Source organism: Streptomyces sp. NPDC000983, from assembly GCF_040299205.1.
Lineage (GTDB): Bacteria > Actinomycetota > Actinomycetes > Streptomycetales > Streptomycetaceae > Streptomyces.
Genome location: NZ_JBEPBM010000050.1, coordinates 19,938 through 37,391 on the forward strand (window position 1 = coordinate 19,938; position 17,454 = coordinate 37,391).

A 17,454-nucleotide genomic window follows, 5' to 3' on the forward strand; every position below is an offset into this window, starting at 1 on the left:
GCCGCGGCCATGCGCGGGGTTCAGCGCGCGCGGCGCTCGGCGACCGGTGTTCCGTCCAGTGCGGTGCGCACCAGTTCCGTGTCGTCGGTGAGCGCGTCCACCACCGCGGCCACGATCCGGCGCGGATCGCCCCCGGGTGGCAGCGGCGGCGGTGTGCCGGCCACGGCCCGCTGGGCGAACCCGGTGTCCAGATGGCCCGGCCGGACCTCCAGGACCCGGATGCCCGCGCCGCGTGCCTCGCGTCGCACCGCGTGCAGCCAGGCGCTCAGCGCCGCCTTGGACGCGCTGTAGTCCGCCATCCGGGGCTGGGGCCGCTCCGCGACCACGCCGGTGACGGCGGCGATCACCGAGCCGGGCCGCAGGACCCCCAGCGCGGCGCGGAAGAACGCGGCGGGCGCGAGGAAGTTCACCGCCATCAGGTGCTCGGCCACCTCGTCGCCGACCTCGTCGGCGCCGCCGAAGGCGACGGTGCCGAACACGGTGACGACGGCGTCCAGGCCGCCGAGTTCGGCGGCCGCGCGGTGCACGGCGCGTGCGCAGGAGGACGGGTCGTACGCGTCGAAGACGGCCGTCGGCGCCCCGGGGCGGTCCCGGGCGGCCCGGGCCAAACGGCTCAGGTAGCGGCCGGCCAGTGCCGGGCGCGCTCCGCGCCCGGCCAGCTCGGCAGTGAGGGCCGTGCCCAGCTCGCCGGTGGCTCCGGCCACCAGCACGCGCGCGCCGTCGATGTCCACGCTTCGCTCCGTCGCTCTCGCCCCGGCCACCGGCGGGGACCGGCGCCGTGTCCACCCCGCGCTGTCCTTTCGGCGGTCCGCGCGCTCACGGATGCACCAGCGCCTCCACCGCGGCTACGGCCTCGGCGAGGCCCGTGGGGCGGCGCAGCCCGGCCACGGTCTGGCCCGCCCAGCCGGGGCCGAGCGCCATGACGACGGGCTTGCGGCGGGCCCCGCGCACGCCCCACTCCATGGCGGCGACGTGCTGGGCCAGCGGCCGGCTCGCCGTGGTGCGGGACTGGGCCCACAGGCCCACCGCGGCCGGTCCGGTCCTGCGCACCGCGGCCACCAGCGACTCCACGGGTACGGCGCCGCCGAACATCCGTACCGGGATGTCGCGTTGGGCGAGCGCCGCGGACAGCACCTCCAGCGGCAGGGTGTGGTTCTCGCCCGGCACACAGGCGAGCAGCGTCAACGCGCCCGGGCGGTCGGCGATCGCGCAGGGCGCCACCCGGCGCAGCGCGCAGGAGACGTGCCAGGACAGGAAGTGCTCCACCTCGACGTACCGCTCGCCGGACCGCTCCCACTTGCGGCCGACCGCCTGGAGCGTGGGCACGATGACCTCGGTCCAGGCGGCGATCAGGCCGTGTTCGTCGATCGCCGCCGCGAGCAGTTCGTCCAGGGCGACGGCGTCCAGGCGCAGGGCCGCGCGGGCGACGCCCTTGGCCTCCTGCCGGGAGTCGCCCAGCTGCATGCCGCCGCCGGTCCCCTGGGCCGCATCCGGCGTGGGAGCGGTGGCCGGGCGGCGGGTCCGGCCGGTGTCGGGCCGCTCTCCGATCAGGGCCAGCCGCGCGGCCTCGGCGGGCGCGAGTCCGGTCGCCGTCAGCGCGCACATCCGCTCCAGCCGGGCGACGTCGGCCGTGGTCCAGCGGCGGTGCTTGCCGCCCGTGTGCGCGTCGGGTCCGAGCCGGTAGCGCCGGTCCCACGAGCGGACGGTGGTCGGCGCCACGCCGAGGCGTCTGGCGACCTCGCCCGTGGTGAGCCCGGCCTGCGAGCCCGTGTCCTCGTCTTCGGCCCGGTAGGTGTCCATGGCGTCAGTGTACGGCCAAGAAGCGACGCACAACCGACGCATGTTGTGTGCGTCGTTTCAGGTTCCAAGACTGGGCCCCAGACGTCGCCGGACGGCCTTCCGTCCCCGCCGCACATCGATGGCAGGAGGAACCGGCCATGAACACGCACACCACCACCGCCCCCTCGGTCCTGGCGCCGGCCGACGCCCCGCCGCCGCGGGAGGCCCTCGTCGAGGACGAGCTGGCCCGGGGGCTGCGGGCGGCCGACGAAGAGGCGTTCGCGGCGATCTACCGGCGCTGGGGCGGCCTGGTCCACACCATGGCCACCCGTTCACTGGGCGACACGCACGAGGCCGATGACGTCACCCAGCAGGTGTTCATCGGCGCCTGGCGCGGCCGGGCCGGTTTCCACCCCGAGCGGGGCCCGCTGGGCGCCTGGCTCGTCGGCATCACCCGCCGCAAGATCGTCGACGCGCTCGCCGCGCGGACCCGGCGCCTGCACCTGGTCGACGCCGCCGCCCACCGGGCGGACGGCCCTCACCCCGAGGCGCCGGTCCCCGACGACATCCTGGACCGGATCGTCCTGCTCGACGAACTCGGCCGGCTGCCGCGCCAGCAGCGCGAGGTCCTGGGCCTCGCCTTCTACGAGGACCTGACCCAGACCCAGATCGCGGAGCGGACCGGTATGCCGCTGGGCACCGTCAAGAGCCACGCCCGCCGCGGCCTGCACCGGCTGCGCGTGGCCCTCGAACAGTCGCACGCCGACACCGCGGCCGTCTGACTTCCGCCCGGCGCATCCGCGGGCCCGTGTGCGCCGGAACTACGAACGACGCCCGCGACCGGCGGGCGGTCTCCTCGAAGGGATGATCACGATGATCCCCCGGCCCACCCTCAGCCTCGCGTCCTCGGCCGGCGCCTGCGCACTGGCGCTCGGCGCGGCCGCGCCCGTGTTCGCGGCGCCCGCAGCCGAGGACGACGAGGCGATGGTCTCCGTCTTCCACGGCGTGCCCGGCCTGACCGCGGACGTCTACGCCAACGGCGACGAACTGCTCACCGACTTCGAACCCGGCACGGTCACCGACCCCCAGGCCCTCGACGCGGGCACGTACGACATCCAGGTGTTCAAGGCCGGCGAGGGCCCCGACGGCACGCCCGCCGTCGAGAAGCGGATAGAGGTACCCGCGGGCGCCAACGCAACGGTCGCAGCCCACCTCTCCGCCGACGGCACACCCGAACTGACCGCGTTCGTCAACGACGTCTCCCAGGTCGACGCCGGGGAGTCCCGGCTGACCGTACGGCATGTGGCCGCAGCGCCCGCCGTGGACGTCCGGGCGGACGGGCAGGCGGTGTTCAAGGGGCTGGAGAACCCGGAGGAGGACACCACCGAGGTCGCTGCGGGCACGGTGTCCGCCGATGTCGTGCCGGCCGGCACCGACACGGTCGCGATCGGACCGGCCGACCTGAACCTCGAGGAGGGCACCAGCAACGTCGTCTACGCGTGGGGCAGCGCCGAGGACGACGACCTGGCACTGAAGACGCAGACCTTCAGCGGTGCGGAGTCGACGCCCAAGGCGATGCACGCGAGTGGCGGTGGCGCGGCGGCGGGCACCAACTCGCCCGGCGAGTGGCTGGCCCTGGCCGGCACGGCCGGTGCACTGACGCTGACCTTCCTGGTGACACGCCGTCTGTCGGACCGCCGTGCATGAGACCTCGCGGCACGGTGCCGGTCTGGCGGTGGTGGCGGCGGCCGCCGTGGGCGTGACGGTGGCTCTGGCCGCGACGGCGGTGGCCCTGCTCACGGCGCCCCCGTCGTCGTCCGGACCGGCCTCGCGGCCCGCAGACTTCGGCCCGTCGGCCGTCGAGGCGAACGGACGTCCCGCGCCGGCCGCGCCCGTCACCCGCCTCCCCCAGCGGATCCTCGTCGACGCCGTCGGCCTCGACGCCCGGGTACGCCCGGTGGGCGTCACCGGAAACGGAGCCGTGGCCGTACCGCCCGACCCCGACGTGGCCGGCTGGTACCGCTTCGGCCCTGCTCCGGGCAGCCCCACGGGCTCGGCCGTGCTCGTCGGGCACGTCGACGCCGAGACCGGGGACCTGGGCGAGTTCGCGGCCCTGTACGACGTACGGCCGGGCCAGCGTGTCGAAGTGCGGCGCGCCGGAGCGGAGCCCGTCCTCTACCGCGTCACCTCGCGCACGACCGTGCCCAGGGAGCGGCTCGCCCCCACGGTGTTCCGCCGGACCGGCGCCCCGGCCCTGACCCTGGTCACCTGCGCACCGCCCTTCGTGCCCGACCGGGGGGGCTACCTGTCGAACCTCGTCGTCACCGCACGGCCGGTCGGACGCTGAGGGGCCGCCCGTCCATGTCAGCGAGGCACTCGGGGCCCCGAGAAGGAGATCGGAGGGGACGGTGACCCACCTCGATCACGCACGGCTGGTGGAGTTGGCGCTGAGCGCGGAGGCGGCGGCCGAGGACGACGCGGCCCTGCGGCACATCGCGCTGTGCGTGTGGTGCCGGCAGGAACTGACCCGCACCTCCAAGGTGGTGAGGACCGCAGCGAGCGTGGAGCTGTCGGATCTGCCGACGGTGCCCCCCGACCGGATCTGGGAACGCATCCGGCAGGAACTGTCGGAGGCCACGGAAGCGTCCCATCGGCCGACGGGCGAAGTTGGACCGCCCGGCGCCGATGTGTGAGTGCCGTGAGCTGACTTGGAGGGGCGAGGGATGAAACGGCTGTGGGGGCTCGGCACGGTGGTGGCCGCAGGCGCCGCGTTACTGCTGCTGGCGGGATGCAGCCCGCCTACGGACTACAGCGAGATCGTCACGTTCACCGACGAGCACGGCCGGGTCTGCACGGCCGCGGTGATCGTCGACCAGGAACAGAGCGAGGGCGACGACTACGAGATCTCCAGCATCGACTGCGACTACCCGCCCGAGGGCAAGTCACCGGGCGCGACGCGCTATTCACCCCTGCCCGACCGGGACGGGAACTGACGGGCGTCCGCCTCTGTCGCAACTCCCGGGAACGCCGGTCAGGCGGTGAAACACACACGGCCCACCCCGAACTTCGGGGCGGGCCGTGTCCTGGAGCGCCGGGCAGGCCTTGCACCTGCATTTCCCCGCAGGAAGCGGGGCGTCTTTCCTTGGACCACCAACGCACTGTCGAGGCTTGCCGTTTCCGGCGAGCGGCTCAAGATCCACTGTACACCATGGGGCGGGGTCCGTTCGACGCGCTACGCCGGCCGGCGTGCGTCCACCTCGATCTCGATCTTCATCCGGGGGTCGGCCAGACCGCAGACGAGCATCGTGGCGGCCGGGCGGACGTCGCCGAAGCGGCGCCGCAGGACCGGCCAGCAGGGCTCGAAGTCGGCGCGTTCGGGCAGGAGATAGCGGACCCGGACCACGTCCGCGAAGGTGCACCCCGCCTCGGTCAGCGCGGCCTCGATGTTGCGCAGGCACTGCTCGGCCTGTTCCACCACGTCGTCCGAGATGGCCATGGTGGTGTAGTCGAACCCGGTGGTCCCGGACATGTGTACCCGGTCGCCGTCGACCACGGCACGGGCGTAGCCGATCTGCTCCTCGAAGGGGGAACCGCTGAGGATCGCTCGTCGCTCTGTCATGCGCCGAACGGTAGATGATCGACCCGGATGCGTCTCCCGATACAGGGACCGGGTTTCACCCGCCGGCGGCGGCCGCCTGTTCCTTCTCCTCCTGCCAGTACAGCACCAGGAAGAGCGCGAGGAGGAGGTCGTCGGGGAGGGTTCCGGCACCGTCGGAGAGCCGAACCCGCTTGGGTCGGGTGCCCAGTTGGTCGTAGAAGAGCTCCAGGGGGCCGATGGCGCGCACGCGGCTGTTCAGGCGGTCGTAGCGCAACTCGTGGGGGCCCAGGCTCAGCAGCCGGGTGGACCATCTGGTGTGGGTGCAGTCCCAGTCGCCGACCGTGCGGGGGACGGCGGCCCATCTGCTGTACGTGATCCCGGCCGCGCCGACGCAGCGCAGTCGTGAACCGAGATGTTCGTACTCCAGGGGCCAGGAACCCAGGGTGCGGGGGCGGCTGCCGAGGCGGTCGTAGGTGATCGTGGTGGCGCCGATGCCGCGCAGCCGGGTGCCGAGCATGTCGTAGGTGAGCTCGATGTCCATGCGCCGCCTCGTTCCGGTGATTGCCGACCCGGACCTGCTGTCCCCCCAAGTGCCTTGCGCACAAGGGACGGTGGGCGTCCGGGCCGGTCGGCGAGACTCCCGGTCCCAGCGTACGACGGTCGGCGCGGAGGCCGGGAGACCCTTGAATCCTGGACAGGACACCAGGGCCGGCCCGGCCTTATCGTAAAGGGAGAGGATGTGCCACCGGGCGGCCCGACGTCGGCGACGCCGACGCGTTCGCCGGACGCCGCCACCGGCTGCCTCGCGTGCCGTCCCCACACCGCGAGAACCACAGTTGTGAGCCCACGGGGCGGGCGTCGCAACCGCGCTCCTGCCGCATCACAACCCTTCACCTCCCTCACCGGCCACGCACCGTCGGAGCGCAGTCATGGCAGCACCGATTCTCACCGACCACGCGATTCCCTGGACGTCGACGATCCCGGCGAACAAGAACAAGCCCGCCACGCTGTTCGTGCGTGAGCGCAACGGCACCAACCCCGGCCATCCGCGCAGGCCCGTCCTGATGCTGCACGGCCGCAGCGTGCCCGCGCTCGTGGGCTTCGATCTCCAGCACGACGACTACGGCTGGGCCGACTTCCTGGCGCAGGCGAACTACGACGTGTTCGTGATGGACCTCCAGGGCTCCGGGCGCTCGACCCGTCCGGAGATGACCGACCCCCGCAATGTGAATCCCGCGCAGAGATTCCTGCTGGAAACACATCCGGGCGGCGTCACCGGCCCCGTGCCCTACCCCCACCAGTTGGACAACTCCCAGAGCAACTGGGACGAGGTGCACAAGGTCGTCACCTACATCCTGAACCTCACCGGCGCGACCTCCGTGGACCTGATCGGCTGGTCGGCGGCCGCGCAGCAACTGGGCCCGTACGCCATCCAGCACAAGGAGAACGTGCGGAGCCTGCTGCTGCTCGCGCCGATCTTCCCGCCGACCGGCCGGCCGAGCGCGCCGGGGACACGCTGGGACGCGCCGGTGCCACTCCCCCAGAGCACACCGGCCGCCGTCTTCGGGTTCCCCATGACCCTCACCACCAAGTCGGGCTTCGACAACGTGTGGTCGAGGGACGTGAGGTGCCACAAGCAGCGTGCGGACGGCATGGTCGAGGTGGTGTGGAAGGCCATGATGGAGAACGACTCCATCGGCGCCACCTGGGGCCCGGACGTCGCGGGTTCGCCCGAGGGCGTCATGCGCGTCAAGAACCCCTTCTGGTGGGGCTGGAACACCACCACCGTCGCCCTGGACGGCATCCTCGGCGCCGATGTGCCGGTCCTCATCGTCTACGGCGAACTCGACACCATCGTCAACACGGACCCGAACCTCGGCCTGCTGCACTTCTCGGTGCCCGCGCTCTACGACGCGGTCCCCGGCGCGCACAAGCTGATGTTCCGCCTGTCCTGCGCCAGTCACCAGATCGTCTGGGAGCGCAGGTCGAAGACGGTGCGCCGGATGTCCCGGCAGTGGCTCAAGGACCATTCCGTGTACGACCTGCAGAAGGGCAGTTACCACCTCGACGAGGACGACGTCCTGACCCCGCTGGACTGACGCCCGTACCGGATCCGGGCGGCCGGGGTCGGAGCGGTCGGCCACCGCTCCCGAGCCGGGCCGCCCACAGGTCGCGGAGCAGGGCGGCCCCGGCCTCCGGGCGTCAGCCGACGGCAGCGGGGCGTGGGGCGCCCTGGAAGACCTGGCTGGTGTGCCAGTCGCGGTGGATGTCCGCGACGGGGCTGGTGCCGGGCCGGGGGCCCAGCAGGGGGCGGCCGGCGAGTGCGGTGACCTGGTCGCGGGCCGCCGCGCTGTGGCCGACGAATCGCTGGGAGACCAGGATGCGCAGGCCGTCACCGACACCGAGGGCGCCCTTGTCGAACAGTTTGTGGTGCAGCGCGCACAGGCACAGTCCGTTGTCGACGTCGTCGGGTCCGCCCAACGCCCACCAGCGGACGTGCGCGGCCTCGAGTCCGACGGGCGCCGTCCCGAACCGGCCGTCGTAGCCGCAGAACGCGCACCGGTACTCGTAGGCGGTCAACACCGACTCCCGCATGCGCCGGTCCCGTTGCCGTCGCGCGACGGAGACCCGGCGCTCGGTGCCGACCGGTTCCGGGTCGAGGCCGACGGCCTCGCACAACTCGCCGTGCAGCGAGGGCGGGAAGTGCTGGTCGAGCAGGACCCGGGCCATCCGGCCGAGGAGGCCGGGGTCGCGGTCGAGGGCCGCCCTGAGATCGGGCGCCAGCCGCCCGGCGGCGCCGGACTGCCTCAAGTCCCGCAGGACGGTTCCTGGGCTGCCGGGCCCGCGGTCCGTGCGCACCTCCCAGACCCCGTCGCTGACGAGGTGGTGGAACGGATAGGCGGGCGAAGTCCGGTGGGGCGGCCCGTACTCGGTGAGCAGGCGCTGGAGGTCGTCCTCCACGGCGCTGTAGCGCAGTTCACCGTCCGCGTCCTCCTGGTAGCGGCCGAGGGCGTACAGGAGCAGCAGCGGCTTGTGCGGGGCCCGGGTGCCGTTCCTCGCCCACTGTCTGAGCGTGCGGGTGCGTTCGAGCCAGTCCATGGGCGGTGATCGTAGCGGGGGCCGCCTGGCGTTGGTCTCGGTGGTCGTCACCGGCTCTCGTGGAGGGCTGCGAGGGCCCGCTTCGCGTAGTCCTCGCAGACGGCCGCGCAGGTTCCGAGGCGGGCGGCGGCCTCGGCGGACTCCGGGGCGCCGAAGACGTCCCGGGCGGCCAGGTCGCGGTGCCGGCGGCGCAGCCGCTCCAAGGAGCGTTCCCCCGAATCCAGTTCGGCGAGGGCGAACTCGGCGATGCGAAGCCGCCTGGCGATCTCCGCCTCGAACTTGCCGCAGTCGGTGAGGAATGCGGCCCAGTCGGCGGAGCGCGCGGCGGTGAACATGTCCCGGAGGCGGGCGGCGTCCTCGGGGCCGCGGCCGGACGCGTCCAGGCAGACGGCGACCCCGCCCGACTTCTCGGTCAGCTCCAGCGCGCGGGAGACGCCCTCGACGAAGACGGGGACGTCGGGGACGGCCCAGACCCCCTGGCCGAGCGAGAGCGCGCCGATCCGGCGCAGCTCACGCCAGACGGCCACCCGGTGGCGGGAGGGCTCGGCGGGAATCCTGATCACGAGGACGAGCCAGCGCGCGCCCGGTTCCATGACTGACACAGCCCCGAATGTAGCAATCGTTACATTCCGACTCGTGTCGCGGAGCACTCCGGTCGGCGCTCGCCGCGCGCTCCGCGCCGGGACTTCTTACGCTCGTGGGGTGCCCCACACCTTCGATGAGCTGATCGAGAAGCAGCGCGCCGCGGATCTGGCGCACCGCCGGGTCGAGGAGCTGCGCGCCCAGTACGGCCCGCCGGCCGAGGTCGGCGGCTGGTCGCAGACGCAGACCCGGACGTACGACACGGCCTGGCGGGCCTGGCGTGACCTCGCCCGCGACGCCCACACCTCCCTGTCGGAGTTCGCCAGGGAGCAGGGCACGTCACGCGGTGACGTGGAGGCCCGGGTGGCCGACTCGGTGCGCGAGGAGGAGTAGGCGCCACTGCCGCTACCCTCGGGGTTCGGCCCGTGGAAGGAGCGGCACCATGGCCTCGGACGGCGAGCGGTCGCTGATCACGGTGGACGGCGAGCGATTCGAAGTCGTACAGCCCCCGGACAGCCCGGGGACCTACCACCTCACCTGGCTGAGCGGCCCCGACCCCGAGTACGGCTTCGGCTTCAGCACCCACCCGCCGGTCCCGGCCGGTCCGGGGGAACTGGAGCAAGCCGTACGGGAGTTCCTCGCACAGGTCGATCCCGCGACCGGTCACATCGAGTGAACCGGCGCGGGCGGAACGGTCATTGCTCCCGGCCGCCGAACTGCCAGTCGTGGACCTCGATCGCGGCGTAGCGCTCCTCGGTGAGGACGGCTCGTGCCGTGTCGGCGTCGGGGGCGCGCAGCAGTGCGGCCGTGCCGAGCCAATGGGCTCCGTCGTCGGACAACAGGGGCCCGTACGCGATGGGTTCGGCGGGCCCGCTCGGCGGGGTGAGGTCGGCGGCCGGACCTTCGCCGAGGCCGAGCACCAGGAAGCGGTCGCCGCCGGTCCGGCCGCCGGGGAAGTCCCACATGGTGCGCCCCAGGAGGTTGCGCCACCGGCGCAGCAGGACGTCCCGGTAGACGCCCGCCTGGTAGTTGGGCTCGTCGAAGGCGAAGGCGCGCGCCGCGGCGGCGTCGGGCAGACCGAGGATGTGCACGCTGCCGCTCGGGGTCTCCCCGTCGTCGGCGAAGGTCGGACCACGGGCGATCATCCGCTCCGCCCAGCGGTCCATGTACGACCAGTGTTCTTGCAGCAGTTCCTCGCGCAAGGGCATGGATGCGGGGCGGTCACGGTGGTAGCAGAAGTACTCCATGGGCGCAGAGCCTGCTGCACGGCGGGCGCCGCCTCAAGCGAGTTCGCCGGCGCGCGCGGCCGCCACGGCGCCGGATCCCGCGGCGGGTGAACAACTGCGGCCTCCGGTCCGTACTCCCTGACGACAGTGGGCAGTACGACAGGGTGGAGTGGCATGCCCGAGCAGCGACCGCGGGGGGCCGCCGGCCGTGCGGTGTCGCCGAGACACCTGGTGGTCGCCGGACTCCTGGCTCTCGTACCGCTCGTCACCGGGTGCGGGGGCGGCGAGGACGGCGAGGCCGACGCGCCCAGGGCGGCGAAGGTGACCGCCGCGCCGACCGCCGGAGTCGTCGCCCCCGCCAAGGTCGAGGTGATCGCCGGCCTGACGGGGTGCGAGGCCGAGATCCGCATCGACGCCGACGAGTTGCGCCAGGGAGTCTGCCGCACCGAGCGGGCCGACTTCCTGATCACCACCTTCCCCGAGGAGCGGCTCAAGGAGACCTGGCTGGACTCGGCCAGTGTCTACGGCGGGACGTATCTGGTCGGCACGCGCTGGGTGGTGGGCGCCGAGCCGGAGCATCTGGGGCCGCTGCGCGAGAAGTTGGGCGGCACGGTCCGGGAGCTGCGGGGTATCGGCGCCGCCCCGGAGTCGTAGCCGGGCCGCGGTCGTAGCGGTCGTAGTCGGGCCGCGGTCGTAGCGGTCCCGCGGTCGTAGCGGTCCCGCGGTCGTAGCCGACCCGCGTCACCCGGCGGCGGGTGCGTAGTCGCTGATGACGTACAGCGCCTCGTCGTCCGTCGCGTTCTCCTCCCAGTCCAGGGTGATCCGTTCCGGGTGGCCGTCGGCCGCGTACTCGACCTCCGCCTTGTCCGCGTCCTCCTCCCGGGCCCCCTCCAGTTCGGCCAGCAGGTCGCCGATGGTGGGGACCTGGTCGGGTGAGCGTTCGACCAGGCGACGCGCGCTGTCGTCCAGGCCCTCCGCCTCGGCCACCTCGCCGTCGCGGACCGCCACCCGGAACCTGCCGAGCAGCGAGCGTTCGCCCAGGGTCGACTCCAGCGTGTACGTGTAGGCGGCGGGCTCCTTCCACTCCCGGCCGACCGACGCCGCCGGGGCGTCGCCGTCGTCGCCGCAGCCTGCCGTCGTGAGCAGCAGCGCCACGCAGAGGACGGCGGCGGCACGGGCACGCGGGGGTACGAGGTTCATGGTGAGGGTCCCTTCGACACGGTTACTGCTTCGACGCCGGCAGGGGCCGGAACGTTCGGGCCGAAGGGCGGCACTGTGACCGAGCGCGCGAAGAGCGGTCCGTGGCCGTTCGGGGGACGTGGCGGCGGGCCCGCCCGCTGGAGCGGGAGCGACGGGCGGCCCGGTGCTTCACTGGCCGTATGCCTTTCGAACGCTACGGCGTGCTCTCCGGAACCCTGTACCGGCACTTCCGTGACCAGCCGGACAGTCAGGGCCGCTGGTTCCACGTCAACCTGGAGGTCGACGCGCCCGCCGGCCGCTACCACTGCGCGATCGACGTCGACAGCCACAAGTCGAACGTGGGGGTGCAGTGGAAGACGTTCGCCCTGGACGCGGCCGATCTGGGGCCGGTCCCGGCCCTGGTGCAGGGCTACCACGACCTGGCGTCGCAGCCGGACTCCGGGGCCCTCGACTACCTGCGCCATCCGGCGCTGGTGGACCGCTCCGGCGTCCTGTTCCAGCGCCGGCCGCCGACGTGGCTGACCGACCTCCTCGACCTGTTCGGGTCGCGGCCGTGGGAGGCGGGGTCCAACGTCGACGCGGCCGCCGCGCTGGAGGAGATCCTGGTGGACGGGCAGCATGTGCTCGTCTTCGGGGAGCCCTTCGACGAGGATCCCGAGGGCGACCTCGGGATGCACAACGTCCACCAGAACCAGGGCGACCCGGCCGGCTCCCAGTGGTGGCGGGAGAACGGGATCTGGCAGGACGGAGCCACGCTCACGCTCCGCCCCGACGGCCGGTACGACGTGTTCCTGAACAAGTTCTCCAGCCAGGCGGCGCACACCGACCAGGCGGGCCATCCGGTCCCCTGAGCGGCGCCCGAGCCTGCCCCGCGGGCGCGCGCCCGAACCGTACGGGCGCGCGCCCGGCTCTCTCCGTTCAGTCCTCGCCGGGCAGTTCGCCCGAGAAGGCGGCGGCCATGCGCAGCCAGGGTGCCGCCTCCTCGTGCCGCCCCTGGCGCTCCAGGGTGCGCCCGAGCATGAGATGGGCGTAGTGCTCCACCGGGTCCCGGTCGATGATCCGGCGCAGTTGCTCCTCGGCCCGGCGCAGCTGCGCCGAGTGGTAGTAGGAGCGGGCCAGCAGCAGCCGGGGTCCGGTCTGCTCCGGGGCCTCCTCGACGAGGTCGGCCAGGAGGCGGGCGGCGCCGATGTAGTCCTTGGCGTCGAAGAGCAGCAGCGCCCGCTCCCAGCGCTCCAGGGCGCTCTCCTCGCGCGGCCCGCCCGCGCCGTTGTCGAACAGGTGCAGGGCGCTGGCCCAGCGGTCGGGGGCCACTCCGTCGTACGCCGGGTACTCGTTCACGGAGCCGTTGTCGAAGCCGTTGTCGAAGCCGTTCGTCGTCATTCCTCAGCCCTCAGCCCGGGGGTTCCGTCATAGAAGTTGAATCGTCAACCGAATGCGCCAACGCGGTCCTGATCCGCTCTATTCCGGGGCGGCGCGGGTCAGTGGAGCGGCGGGTTCCGGCGGGGCCTGATGACGGCGTTCGGCAGGGCGGGCGCGGGGATCCGCTCGTCGCCGAAGCCTTCGACCGCGCCGAAGCGGTCCGAGGACGCCTCCCACTCCGCGCGGGCCCGGGCGATGTCGTCGTGGCTGCGGCCGACGAAGTTCCACCACATGACGATCTCCTCCCGGAACGGGGCGCCGCCCAGCAGGACCGTCCGCGCCGGGTGGTCCGACTCGTTCGCCAGGGCGAGGGTCCGCGCTCCGGGGTGGACGTAACCGAGTTCCGCCGGGCGCAGCGTGGTGCCGGACAGGCGTACGTCGCCGCTGTCGACGAGCAGGCCGTGCTCGAAGCCGGGGTCGACGGGGAGGGTGACCGTGGCGCCCGACGCGAGGAGGATCTCGGCGCCGAGCAGCGGGGTGAAGGTCCGCACCGGGGAGGTGACCGAGGCCAGGGAGCCGAGGAAGACCCTGATCTCGGCGCCGTCGATCCGCAGCGGCTCGGGTACGTGGTGCTGGAAGTCGCGTGCGGTGGCGCGGTGCTCCTCGGGCAGGGCGACCCAGAGCTGGACGCCGTGCAGGACGGTGGTGTCCGGTGTCGAGACCTCGGAGTGGGCGATGCCGTACCCGCCGGTCATGAGGTTCATCTCGCCGGGGCGGACGAGGGTGTGGCTGCCCAGGCTGTCGCGGTGTTCGATCTCGCCGCTGAAGAGCCAGCTCACGGTCTGCAGCCCGGTGTGCGGATGCGGGGGCACGCGCATGCCCCTGGTGGTGGCGACCTCGTCCGGGCCGTAGTGGTCGGCGAAGCACCAGGCGCCGATCAGGCTGCGGGCGCGCTGGGGCAGTGTGCGCCGTACCGTCATCGCGCGGGGTCCGCCGAGGGGGACCTCGCGCGCGGAGATCACCTCGACGGGCGGGTCGTTCTCGGGCCGTCCGTCGTCGGCCGTCGCTCCGCAGCGCACCGCCTCGGGTTCGGCTTCGGCGTTGCTCACCGGGATCACCTTCCACACGCTCGTTCGGTCGGGGGGCGACACTCCGGGGGCCTGTCGCACCGGGTCGGAGTGTATGTCCAGTTGATCATTCATTTGAACGGTGAAGGGTTCCCGACCGGGCCTTTCGTGATGCCGCGCACAGAGCGGCGGGCGCCCGGTGAACGTCTGTTAGCGTCCCGGCCGTGACCTCACCGGCCGTGGACGCCCCCGCACCCGACCTCGCCGAGCTCGACCTCTTCGGCGACGACTTCACCCGGGACCCGTTCCCGTGGCTGGAGTCGCTGCGCGCCGAGGCGCCGGTCCGGTTCGACGAGGGCACCGGGCTGTGGCTGGTGAGCCGGTACCGGGACGTGCGCCGGGTGCTGCTCGCACCGGAGGACTTCCTGCCGGACAACGCCCAGCACGCGGTCACCCCGCTGCCGTTCGGCGTGCTGCGGATCCTCACCCGGGCGGGGTTCCGGCTGCCGCCCGCGCTGGCCAACAACGGCTCCGCCGCCCACCCGGGGCTGCGCCGGGTCGTCACCCGGTTCTTCAACGCCCGGCGCGTCACGGACGCCGTGCCGGTGATCGAGCGGATCGCCGGGGAGCTGCTGGACGGGGTGCGGGAGGGGCTGGAGGAGTCGGGCCGCTGCGATCTGTTCACGTCGTTCGCCCAGGTGCTGCCGTGCCGGGTGCTGATGGAGCTGCTGGGCATCGACGGGGTTCCGCCGGCGACGCTGATCCGCTGGAGCGACGCCTCGCTGGAGCTGTTCTGGGGGCGGCCCACGCCGGCCCGCCAGCTCGAACTGGCCGATCTGGTGGGCGAGTTCCACCGTTGGCTGACCCGTGAGGTGGCCGCGGGCGCGGCCCGGCCGGGCTCCTTCGTGCACGCGCTGAGGGACCACCGGCTGCCCGACGGCGAGCGGCTCGACGTGGCGACCGCGGTCGCCGTGTGCTTCTTCGTCTTCGTCGCCGGCCAGTCCACCACCGGGCAGCTCATCGCCACGGTCCTGCGGCACGCCCTGGCCGAGCCGGACATCTGGTCCCGCGCCGGCTCCGAGGACGACCTGGCGAGGGCCTGGGTGGAGGAGGTGCTGCGGCGGGAACCGCCGGTGACGACATGGCGCAGGGTCGCCGCGCGCCCGGTGGAGCTGGCCGGGGTGCGACTCCCGGCGGGGGCACCGCTGTTGCTCATGCTGATGGGCAGCGGATCGGACCCCGAGGTCTTCGAGGGCCCGGACCGGCTGTGCCCGCACCGGGCGAACGTACGGCAGCACCTCTCCTTCGGAGTGGGCCGTCACCGCTGCCCGGGCGCCTCGCTGGCCCGCACGGAGGCGGCGGTAGCCCTCGCCTCGGCCGCCCGCGCCCTGCCCCGGGTACGCCCGGTGGCGGCGGCCGACGATCCGGTCCTGGGCCTGCTGTCGTTCCGCGCTCCCCTGCGGGTCACCGTTGAGACGCCCTAGGCGTCCCACCTGCCCCAGAAGGCGCGTTCAGCCACGCTATCCCAACATGTGAGATCAGGTCGTCCAACATATGAAAGACCCCTTGGGGTGGGGGCCACCTTCTGCCACGATCCCTAGCAACCAGGTAGGAAAACTAGGAATCGATGGGGGTGGCCATGAGATCGATCGTCCGCGGACAGCTGTCGCCGCTCCTTCTGACGTCCCGCCGCCACATCGACTTTCGTCGTACGTCGAGCGCCATCTGTCGCCCCGTCTGAGGGACTTCACCCACCTGCCGGCCCCCGGCCGCCCCGCCCGGGGCACTTCGCCCGGCCGCCGGCCCCTTCGCTCCACGCAGCAGCGCCCGACCCTCCGCACCGCCTTGTCCGGAGGTGCGGGTGCGTGCTCGCGCACTCCTGATCCGCCGAACCTTTGAGAGGACACCTCCGTGTCTGCCGCAAGACCGCTCTCCACCCTGCGCACCCTCGCCGCCATAGCCGCGCTCCCCCTCCTGCTCACCGCCTGCGGGTACGGTTCCGACTCCGCCGACGACGACCAGCCGGCCAAGGTCGCGGCGGACGCCAAGAAGCTCTCCGCGGACGAGGTGCGGATCGGCTACTTCCCGAACCTCACCCACGCCACCGCGCTCGTGGGCGTGCAGGAGGGCCTCCTCCAGAAGGAGCTCGGCGGCACCACCATCAAGCCCTCCACCTTCAACGCCGGCCCCTCCGAGATCGAGGCCCTCAACTCCGGTTCCATCGACATCGGCTGGATCGGCCCCTCCCCCTCCATCAACGGCTACACCAAGGCCAACGGGGAGAACCTGCGGATCATCTCCGGCTCCGCCTCCGGCGGTGTGAAGCTGGTGGTGAACCCGGACAAGATCAAGTCCCTGAAGGACGTCAAGGGCAAGAAGATCGCCACCCCGCAGCTGGGCAACACCCAGGACGTGGCCTTCCTCAACTGGGCCGCGGAGCAGGGCTGGAAGGTCGACGCGGAGAGCGGCAAGGGCGACGTCTCGGTGGTCCGCACCGACAACAAGATCACCCCGGACGCCTACAAGGCCGGCTCGATCGACGGCGCCTGGGTGCCGGAGCCGACCGCCTCCAAGCTGGTCGCCGACGGCGCGAAGGTCCTGCTGGACGAGCGTGACCTGTGGCCCGACAAGAAGTTCGTGATCACGAACATCATCGTGTCGCAGACCTTCCTCAAGGAGCACCCGGACGTCGTCGAGGCCGTGCTGCGCGGCTCGGTGAAGACCAACGAGTGGATCAACGCCAACCCTGACGAGGCCAAGGCGTCCGCCAACAAGGCGCTGGAGAAGCTGTCCGGCAAGGCGCTGCCCGCCGAGGTCATCGACCCGGCCTGGGAGTCGATCACGTTCCTCGACGACCCGCTGGCGTCGACCCTCGACACCGAGGCCGCGCACGCGGTGAAGGCCGGTCTGCTGGAGGAGCCCGACCTGAACGGCATCTACGACCTCGGCCCGCTGAACAAGGTCCTCAAGGCCGCGGGCCAGACCGAGGTCGACGACGCCGGTCTCGGCGCCAAGTAGCACACCGTTGAGTTCCCAGGAGGTGACAACCATGGCCACCACGATCGCCAAGGCTGCCGACGACGGGACGGCGACCGCGTTCGCCGCGCGTATCGAGCACGTCTCGAAGTCCTTCGCCGGTCCCGCCGGACAGCAGCTCGTCCTCGACGACATCTCCCTCGATGTCGCCCCCGGCGAGTTCGTCACCCTCCTGGGAGCCTCCGGCTGCGGCAAGTCCACCCTGCTCAACCTGGTCGCGGGCCTGGACCGGCCCAGCGCCGGCACCATCGGCACCGACGGACGTCCGGCGCTGATGTTCCAGGAGCACGCCCTGTTCCCGTGGCTCACCGCGGGCAAGAACATCGAACTCGCCCTCAAACTGAGGGGAGTTCCCAAGAACGAACGGCGCGGGGAAGCCGAACGCCTGCTGGAACTGGTCCGGTTGAAGGGCTCCTACGGCAAGCGGGTGCACGAGCTGTCGGGCGGTATGCGCCAGCGGGTCGCCCTGGCGCGGGCGCTGGCCCAGGACAGCCGGCTGCTGCTGATG

Annotated in this window: 24 protein-coding genes; 14 read left to right on the top strand and 10 right to left on the bottom strand. The window is 72.6% G+C overall.

Annotated features, from left to right (window positions below; all coding sequences use genetic code 11):
- Nucleotides 1-20 precede the first annotated feature (20 nt).
- Together ABT296_RS34110 and ABT296_RS34115 are read right to left on the bottom strand one after the other, a co-directional pair.
- Nucleotides 21-731 (bottom strand): SDR family NAD(P)-dependent oxidoreductase, encoded by a 711-nt coding sequence (locus ABT296_RS34110; protein WP_351933247.1) that lies wholly within the window; start codon nt 729-731, stop codon nt 21-23.
- A gap of 85 nt (nt 732-816) precedes the next feature.
- On the bottom strand, nt 817-1,800 hold the full coding sequence (locus ABT296_RS34115; protein WP_351933249.1) for a MerR family transcriptional regulator: 984 nt from the start codon (nt 1,798-1,800) through the stop codon (nt 817-819).
- Between the two features lie 137 nt (nt 1,801-1,937).
- On the opposite strand from ABT296_RS34115, the gene ABT296_RS34120 reads away from it, so the two are divergent.
- The 5 genes from ABT296_RS34120 (at nt 1,938) to ABT296_RS34140 (ending at nt 4,772) form a co-directional block, all read left to right on the top strand.
- Nucleotides 1,938-2,561: an RNA polymerase sigma factor gene (locus ABT296_RS34120; protein ID WP_351933251.1), complete on the top strand. Its 624-nt coding sequence runs from the start codon at nt 1,938-1,940 to the stop codon at nt 2,559-2,561.
- Nucleotides 2,562-2,652: 91 nt separating this feature from the next.
- On the top strand, nt 2,653-3,486 hold the full coding sequence (locus ABT296_RS34125) for a DUF4397 domain-containing protein (protein WP_351933291.1): 834 nt from the start codon (nt 2,653-2,655) through the stop codon (nt 3,484-3,486).
- A complete protein-coding gene (locus ABT296_RS34130; RefSeq protein ID WP_351933253.1) occupies nt 3,479-4,126 on the top strand; it encodes a class F sortase in 648 nt (215 codons plus the stop codon). Before ABT296_RS34125 ends, ABT296_RS34130 begins: the two co-directional genes overlap by 8 nt.
- A gap of 61 nt (nt 4,127-4,187) precedes the next feature.
- Nucleotides 4,188-4,472: a hypothetical protein gene (locus ABT296_RS34135; RefSeq protein WP_351933255.1), complete on the top strand. Its 285-nt coding sequence runs from the start codon at nt 4,188-4,190 to the stop codon at nt 4,470-4,472.
- A 30-nt stretch (nt 4,473-4,502) separates the two neighbouring features.
- Nucleotides 4,503-4,772 (top strand): hypothetical protein, encoded by a 270-nt coding sequence (locus ABT296_RS34140; protein ID WP_351933257.1) that lies wholly within the window; start codon nt 4,503-4,505, stop codon nt 4,770-4,772.
- Nucleotides 4,773-5,011: 239 nt separating this feature from the next.
- Here the strand turns inward: ABT296_RS34140 and ABT296_RS34145 are convergent, their stop codons facing one another.
- On the bottom strand, nt 5,012-5,398 hold the full coding sequence (locus ABT296_RS34145) for a RidA family protein (protein WP_351933259.1): 387 nt from the start codon (nt 5,396-5,398) through the stop codon (nt 5,012-5,014).
- A 55-nt stretch (nt 5,399-5,453) separates the two neighbouring features.
- Entirely contained in the window at nt 5,454-5,918 is a 465-nt protein-coding gene (locus ABT296_RS34150; protein ID WP_351933261.1) for a hypothetical protein, read from the bottom strand.
- A gap of 388 nt (nt 5,919-6,306) precedes the next feature.
- On the opposite strand from ABT296_RS34150, the gene ABT296_RS34155 reads away from it, so the two are divergent.
- Entirely contained in the window at nt 6,307-7,476 is a 1,170-nt protein-coding gene (locus ABT296_RS34155) for an alpha/beta fold hydrolase (RefSeq protein WP_351933263.1), read from the top strand.
- A gap of 103 nt (nt 7,477-7,579) precedes the next feature.
- Here ABT296_RS34155 and ABT296_RS34160 read toward each other — a convergent pair whose 3' ends face one another.
- Nucleotides 7,580-8,476 carry a phosphorothioated DNA-binding restriction endonuclease gene (locus tag ABT296_RS34160; RefSeq protein ID WP_351933265.1) on the bottom strand — a complete coding sequence of 299 codons (897 nt, stop codon included), beginning with the start codon at nt 8,474-8,476 and terminating at the stop codon, nt 7,580-7,582.
- Nucleotides 8,477-8,523: 47 nt separating this feature from the next.
- Nucleotides 8,524-9,069, bottom strand: coding sequence for a Chromate resistance protein ChrB (locus ABT296_RS34165; protein ID WP_351933293.1), 546 nt, complete (start codon nt 9,067-9,069; stop codon nt 8,524-8,526).
- A gap of 109 nt (nt 9,070-9,178) precedes the next feature.
- Between ABT296_RS34165 and ABT296_RS34170 the strand changes: the two genes are divergently transcribed.
- The gene (locus ABT296_RS34170; RefSeq protein WP_351933267.1) at nt 9,179-9,451 is read left to right on the top strand and encodes a hypothetical protein; all 273 of its coding nucleotides are present in this window, start codon (nt 9,179-9,181) and stop codon (nt 9,449-9,451) included.
- 49 nt (nt 9,452-9,500) lie between these two features.
- The gene (locus ABT296_RS34175) at nt 9,501-9,734 is read left to right on the top strand and encodes a hypothetical protein (RefSeq protein ID WP_351933270.1); all 234 of its coding nucleotides are present in this window, start codon (nt 9,501-9,503) and stop codon (nt 9,732-9,734) included.
- A gap of 19 nt (nt 9,735-9,753) precedes the next feature.
- On the opposite strand, the gene ABT296_RS34180 is transcribed toward ABT296_RS34175, so the two are convergent.
- Nucleotides 9,754-10,305: a YciI family protein gene (locus ABT296_RS34180; protein WP_351933272.1), complete on the bottom strand. Its 552-nt coding sequence runs from the start codon at nt 10,303-10,305 to the stop codon at nt 9,754-9,756.
- Between the two features lie 153 nt (nt 10,306-10,458).
- On the opposite strand from ABT296_RS34180, the gene ABT296_RS34185 reads away from it, so the two are divergent.
- The gene (locus ABT296_RS34185) at nt 10,459-10,938 is read left to right on the top strand and encodes a hypothetical protein (protein WP_351933274.1); all 480 of its coding nucleotides are present in this window, start codon (nt 10,459-10,461) and stop codon (nt 10,936-10,938) included.
- A gap of 87 nt (nt 10,939-11,025) precedes the next feature.
- Here ABT296_RS34185 and ABT296_RS34190 read toward each other — a convergent pair whose 3' ends face one another.
- Nucleotides 11,026-11,484: a DUF6174 domain-containing protein gene (locus ABT296_RS34190; protein WP_351933276.1), complete on the bottom strand. Its 459-nt coding sequence runs from the start codon at nt 11,482-11,484 to the stop codon at nt 11,026-11,028.
- Between the two features lie 179 nt (nt 11,485-11,663).
- On the opposite strand from ABT296_RS34190, the gene ABT296_RS34195 reads away from it, so the two are divergent.
- Nucleotides 11,664-12,335, top strand: a complete 672-nt coding sequence (locus ABT296_RS34195) for a DUF2278 family protein (RefSeq protein WP_351933278.1) — start codon at nt 11,664-11,666, stop codon at nt 12,333-12,335.
- Nucleotides 12,336-12,402: 67 nt separating this feature from the next.
- Here the strand turns inward: ABT296_RS34195 and ABT296_RS34200 are convergent, their stop codons facing one another.
- Together ABT296_RS34200 and ABT296_RS34205 are read right to left on the bottom strand one after the other, a co-directional pair.
- Entirely contained in the window at nt 12,403-12,864 is a 462-nt protein-coding gene (locus ABT296_RS34200) for a tetratricopeptide repeat protein (RefSeq protein ID WP_351933280.1), read from the bottom strand.
- 98 nt (nt 12,865-12,962) lie between these two features.
- The gene (locus ABT296_RS34205) at nt 12,963-13,952 is read right to left on the bottom strand and encodes a pirin family protein (RefSeq protein WP_351933281.1); all 990 of its coding nucleotides are present in this window, start codon (nt 13,950-13,952) and stop codon (nt 12,963-12,965) included.
- 182 nt (nt 13,953-14,134) lie between these two features.
- Between ABT296_RS34205 and ABT296_RS34210 the strand changes: the two genes are divergently transcribed.
- The 4 genes from ABT296_RS34210 to ABT296_RS34225 form a co-directional block, all read left to right on the top strand.
- Entirely contained in the window at nt 14,135-15,394 is a 1,260-nt protein-coding gene (locus ABT296_RS34210) for a cytochrome P450 (protein ID WP_351933283.1), read from the top strand.
- 155 nt (nt 15,395-15,549) lie between these two features.
- Nucleotides 15,550-15,651 (top strand): putative leader peptide, encoded by a 102-nt coding sequence (locus tag ABT296_RS34215; protein ID WP_351933285.1) that lies wholly within the window; start codon nt 15,550-15,552, stop codon nt 15,649-15,651.
- Between the two features lie 170 nt (nt 15,652-15,821).
- The gene (locus ABT296_RS34220) at nt 15,822-16,928 is read left to right on the top strand and encodes an aliphatic sulfonate ABC transporter substrate-binding protein (RefSeq protein ID WP_351933287.1); all 1,107 of its coding nucleotides are present in this window, start codon (nt 15,822-15,824) and stop codon (nt 16,926-16,928) included.
- 31 nt (nt 16,929-16,959) lie between these two features.
- Nucleotides 16,960-17,454 (top strand): ABC transporter ATP-binding protein (locus ABT296_RS34225; RefSeq protein ID WP_351933289.1); only part of this gene is annotated, 495 nt, incomplete at its 3' end.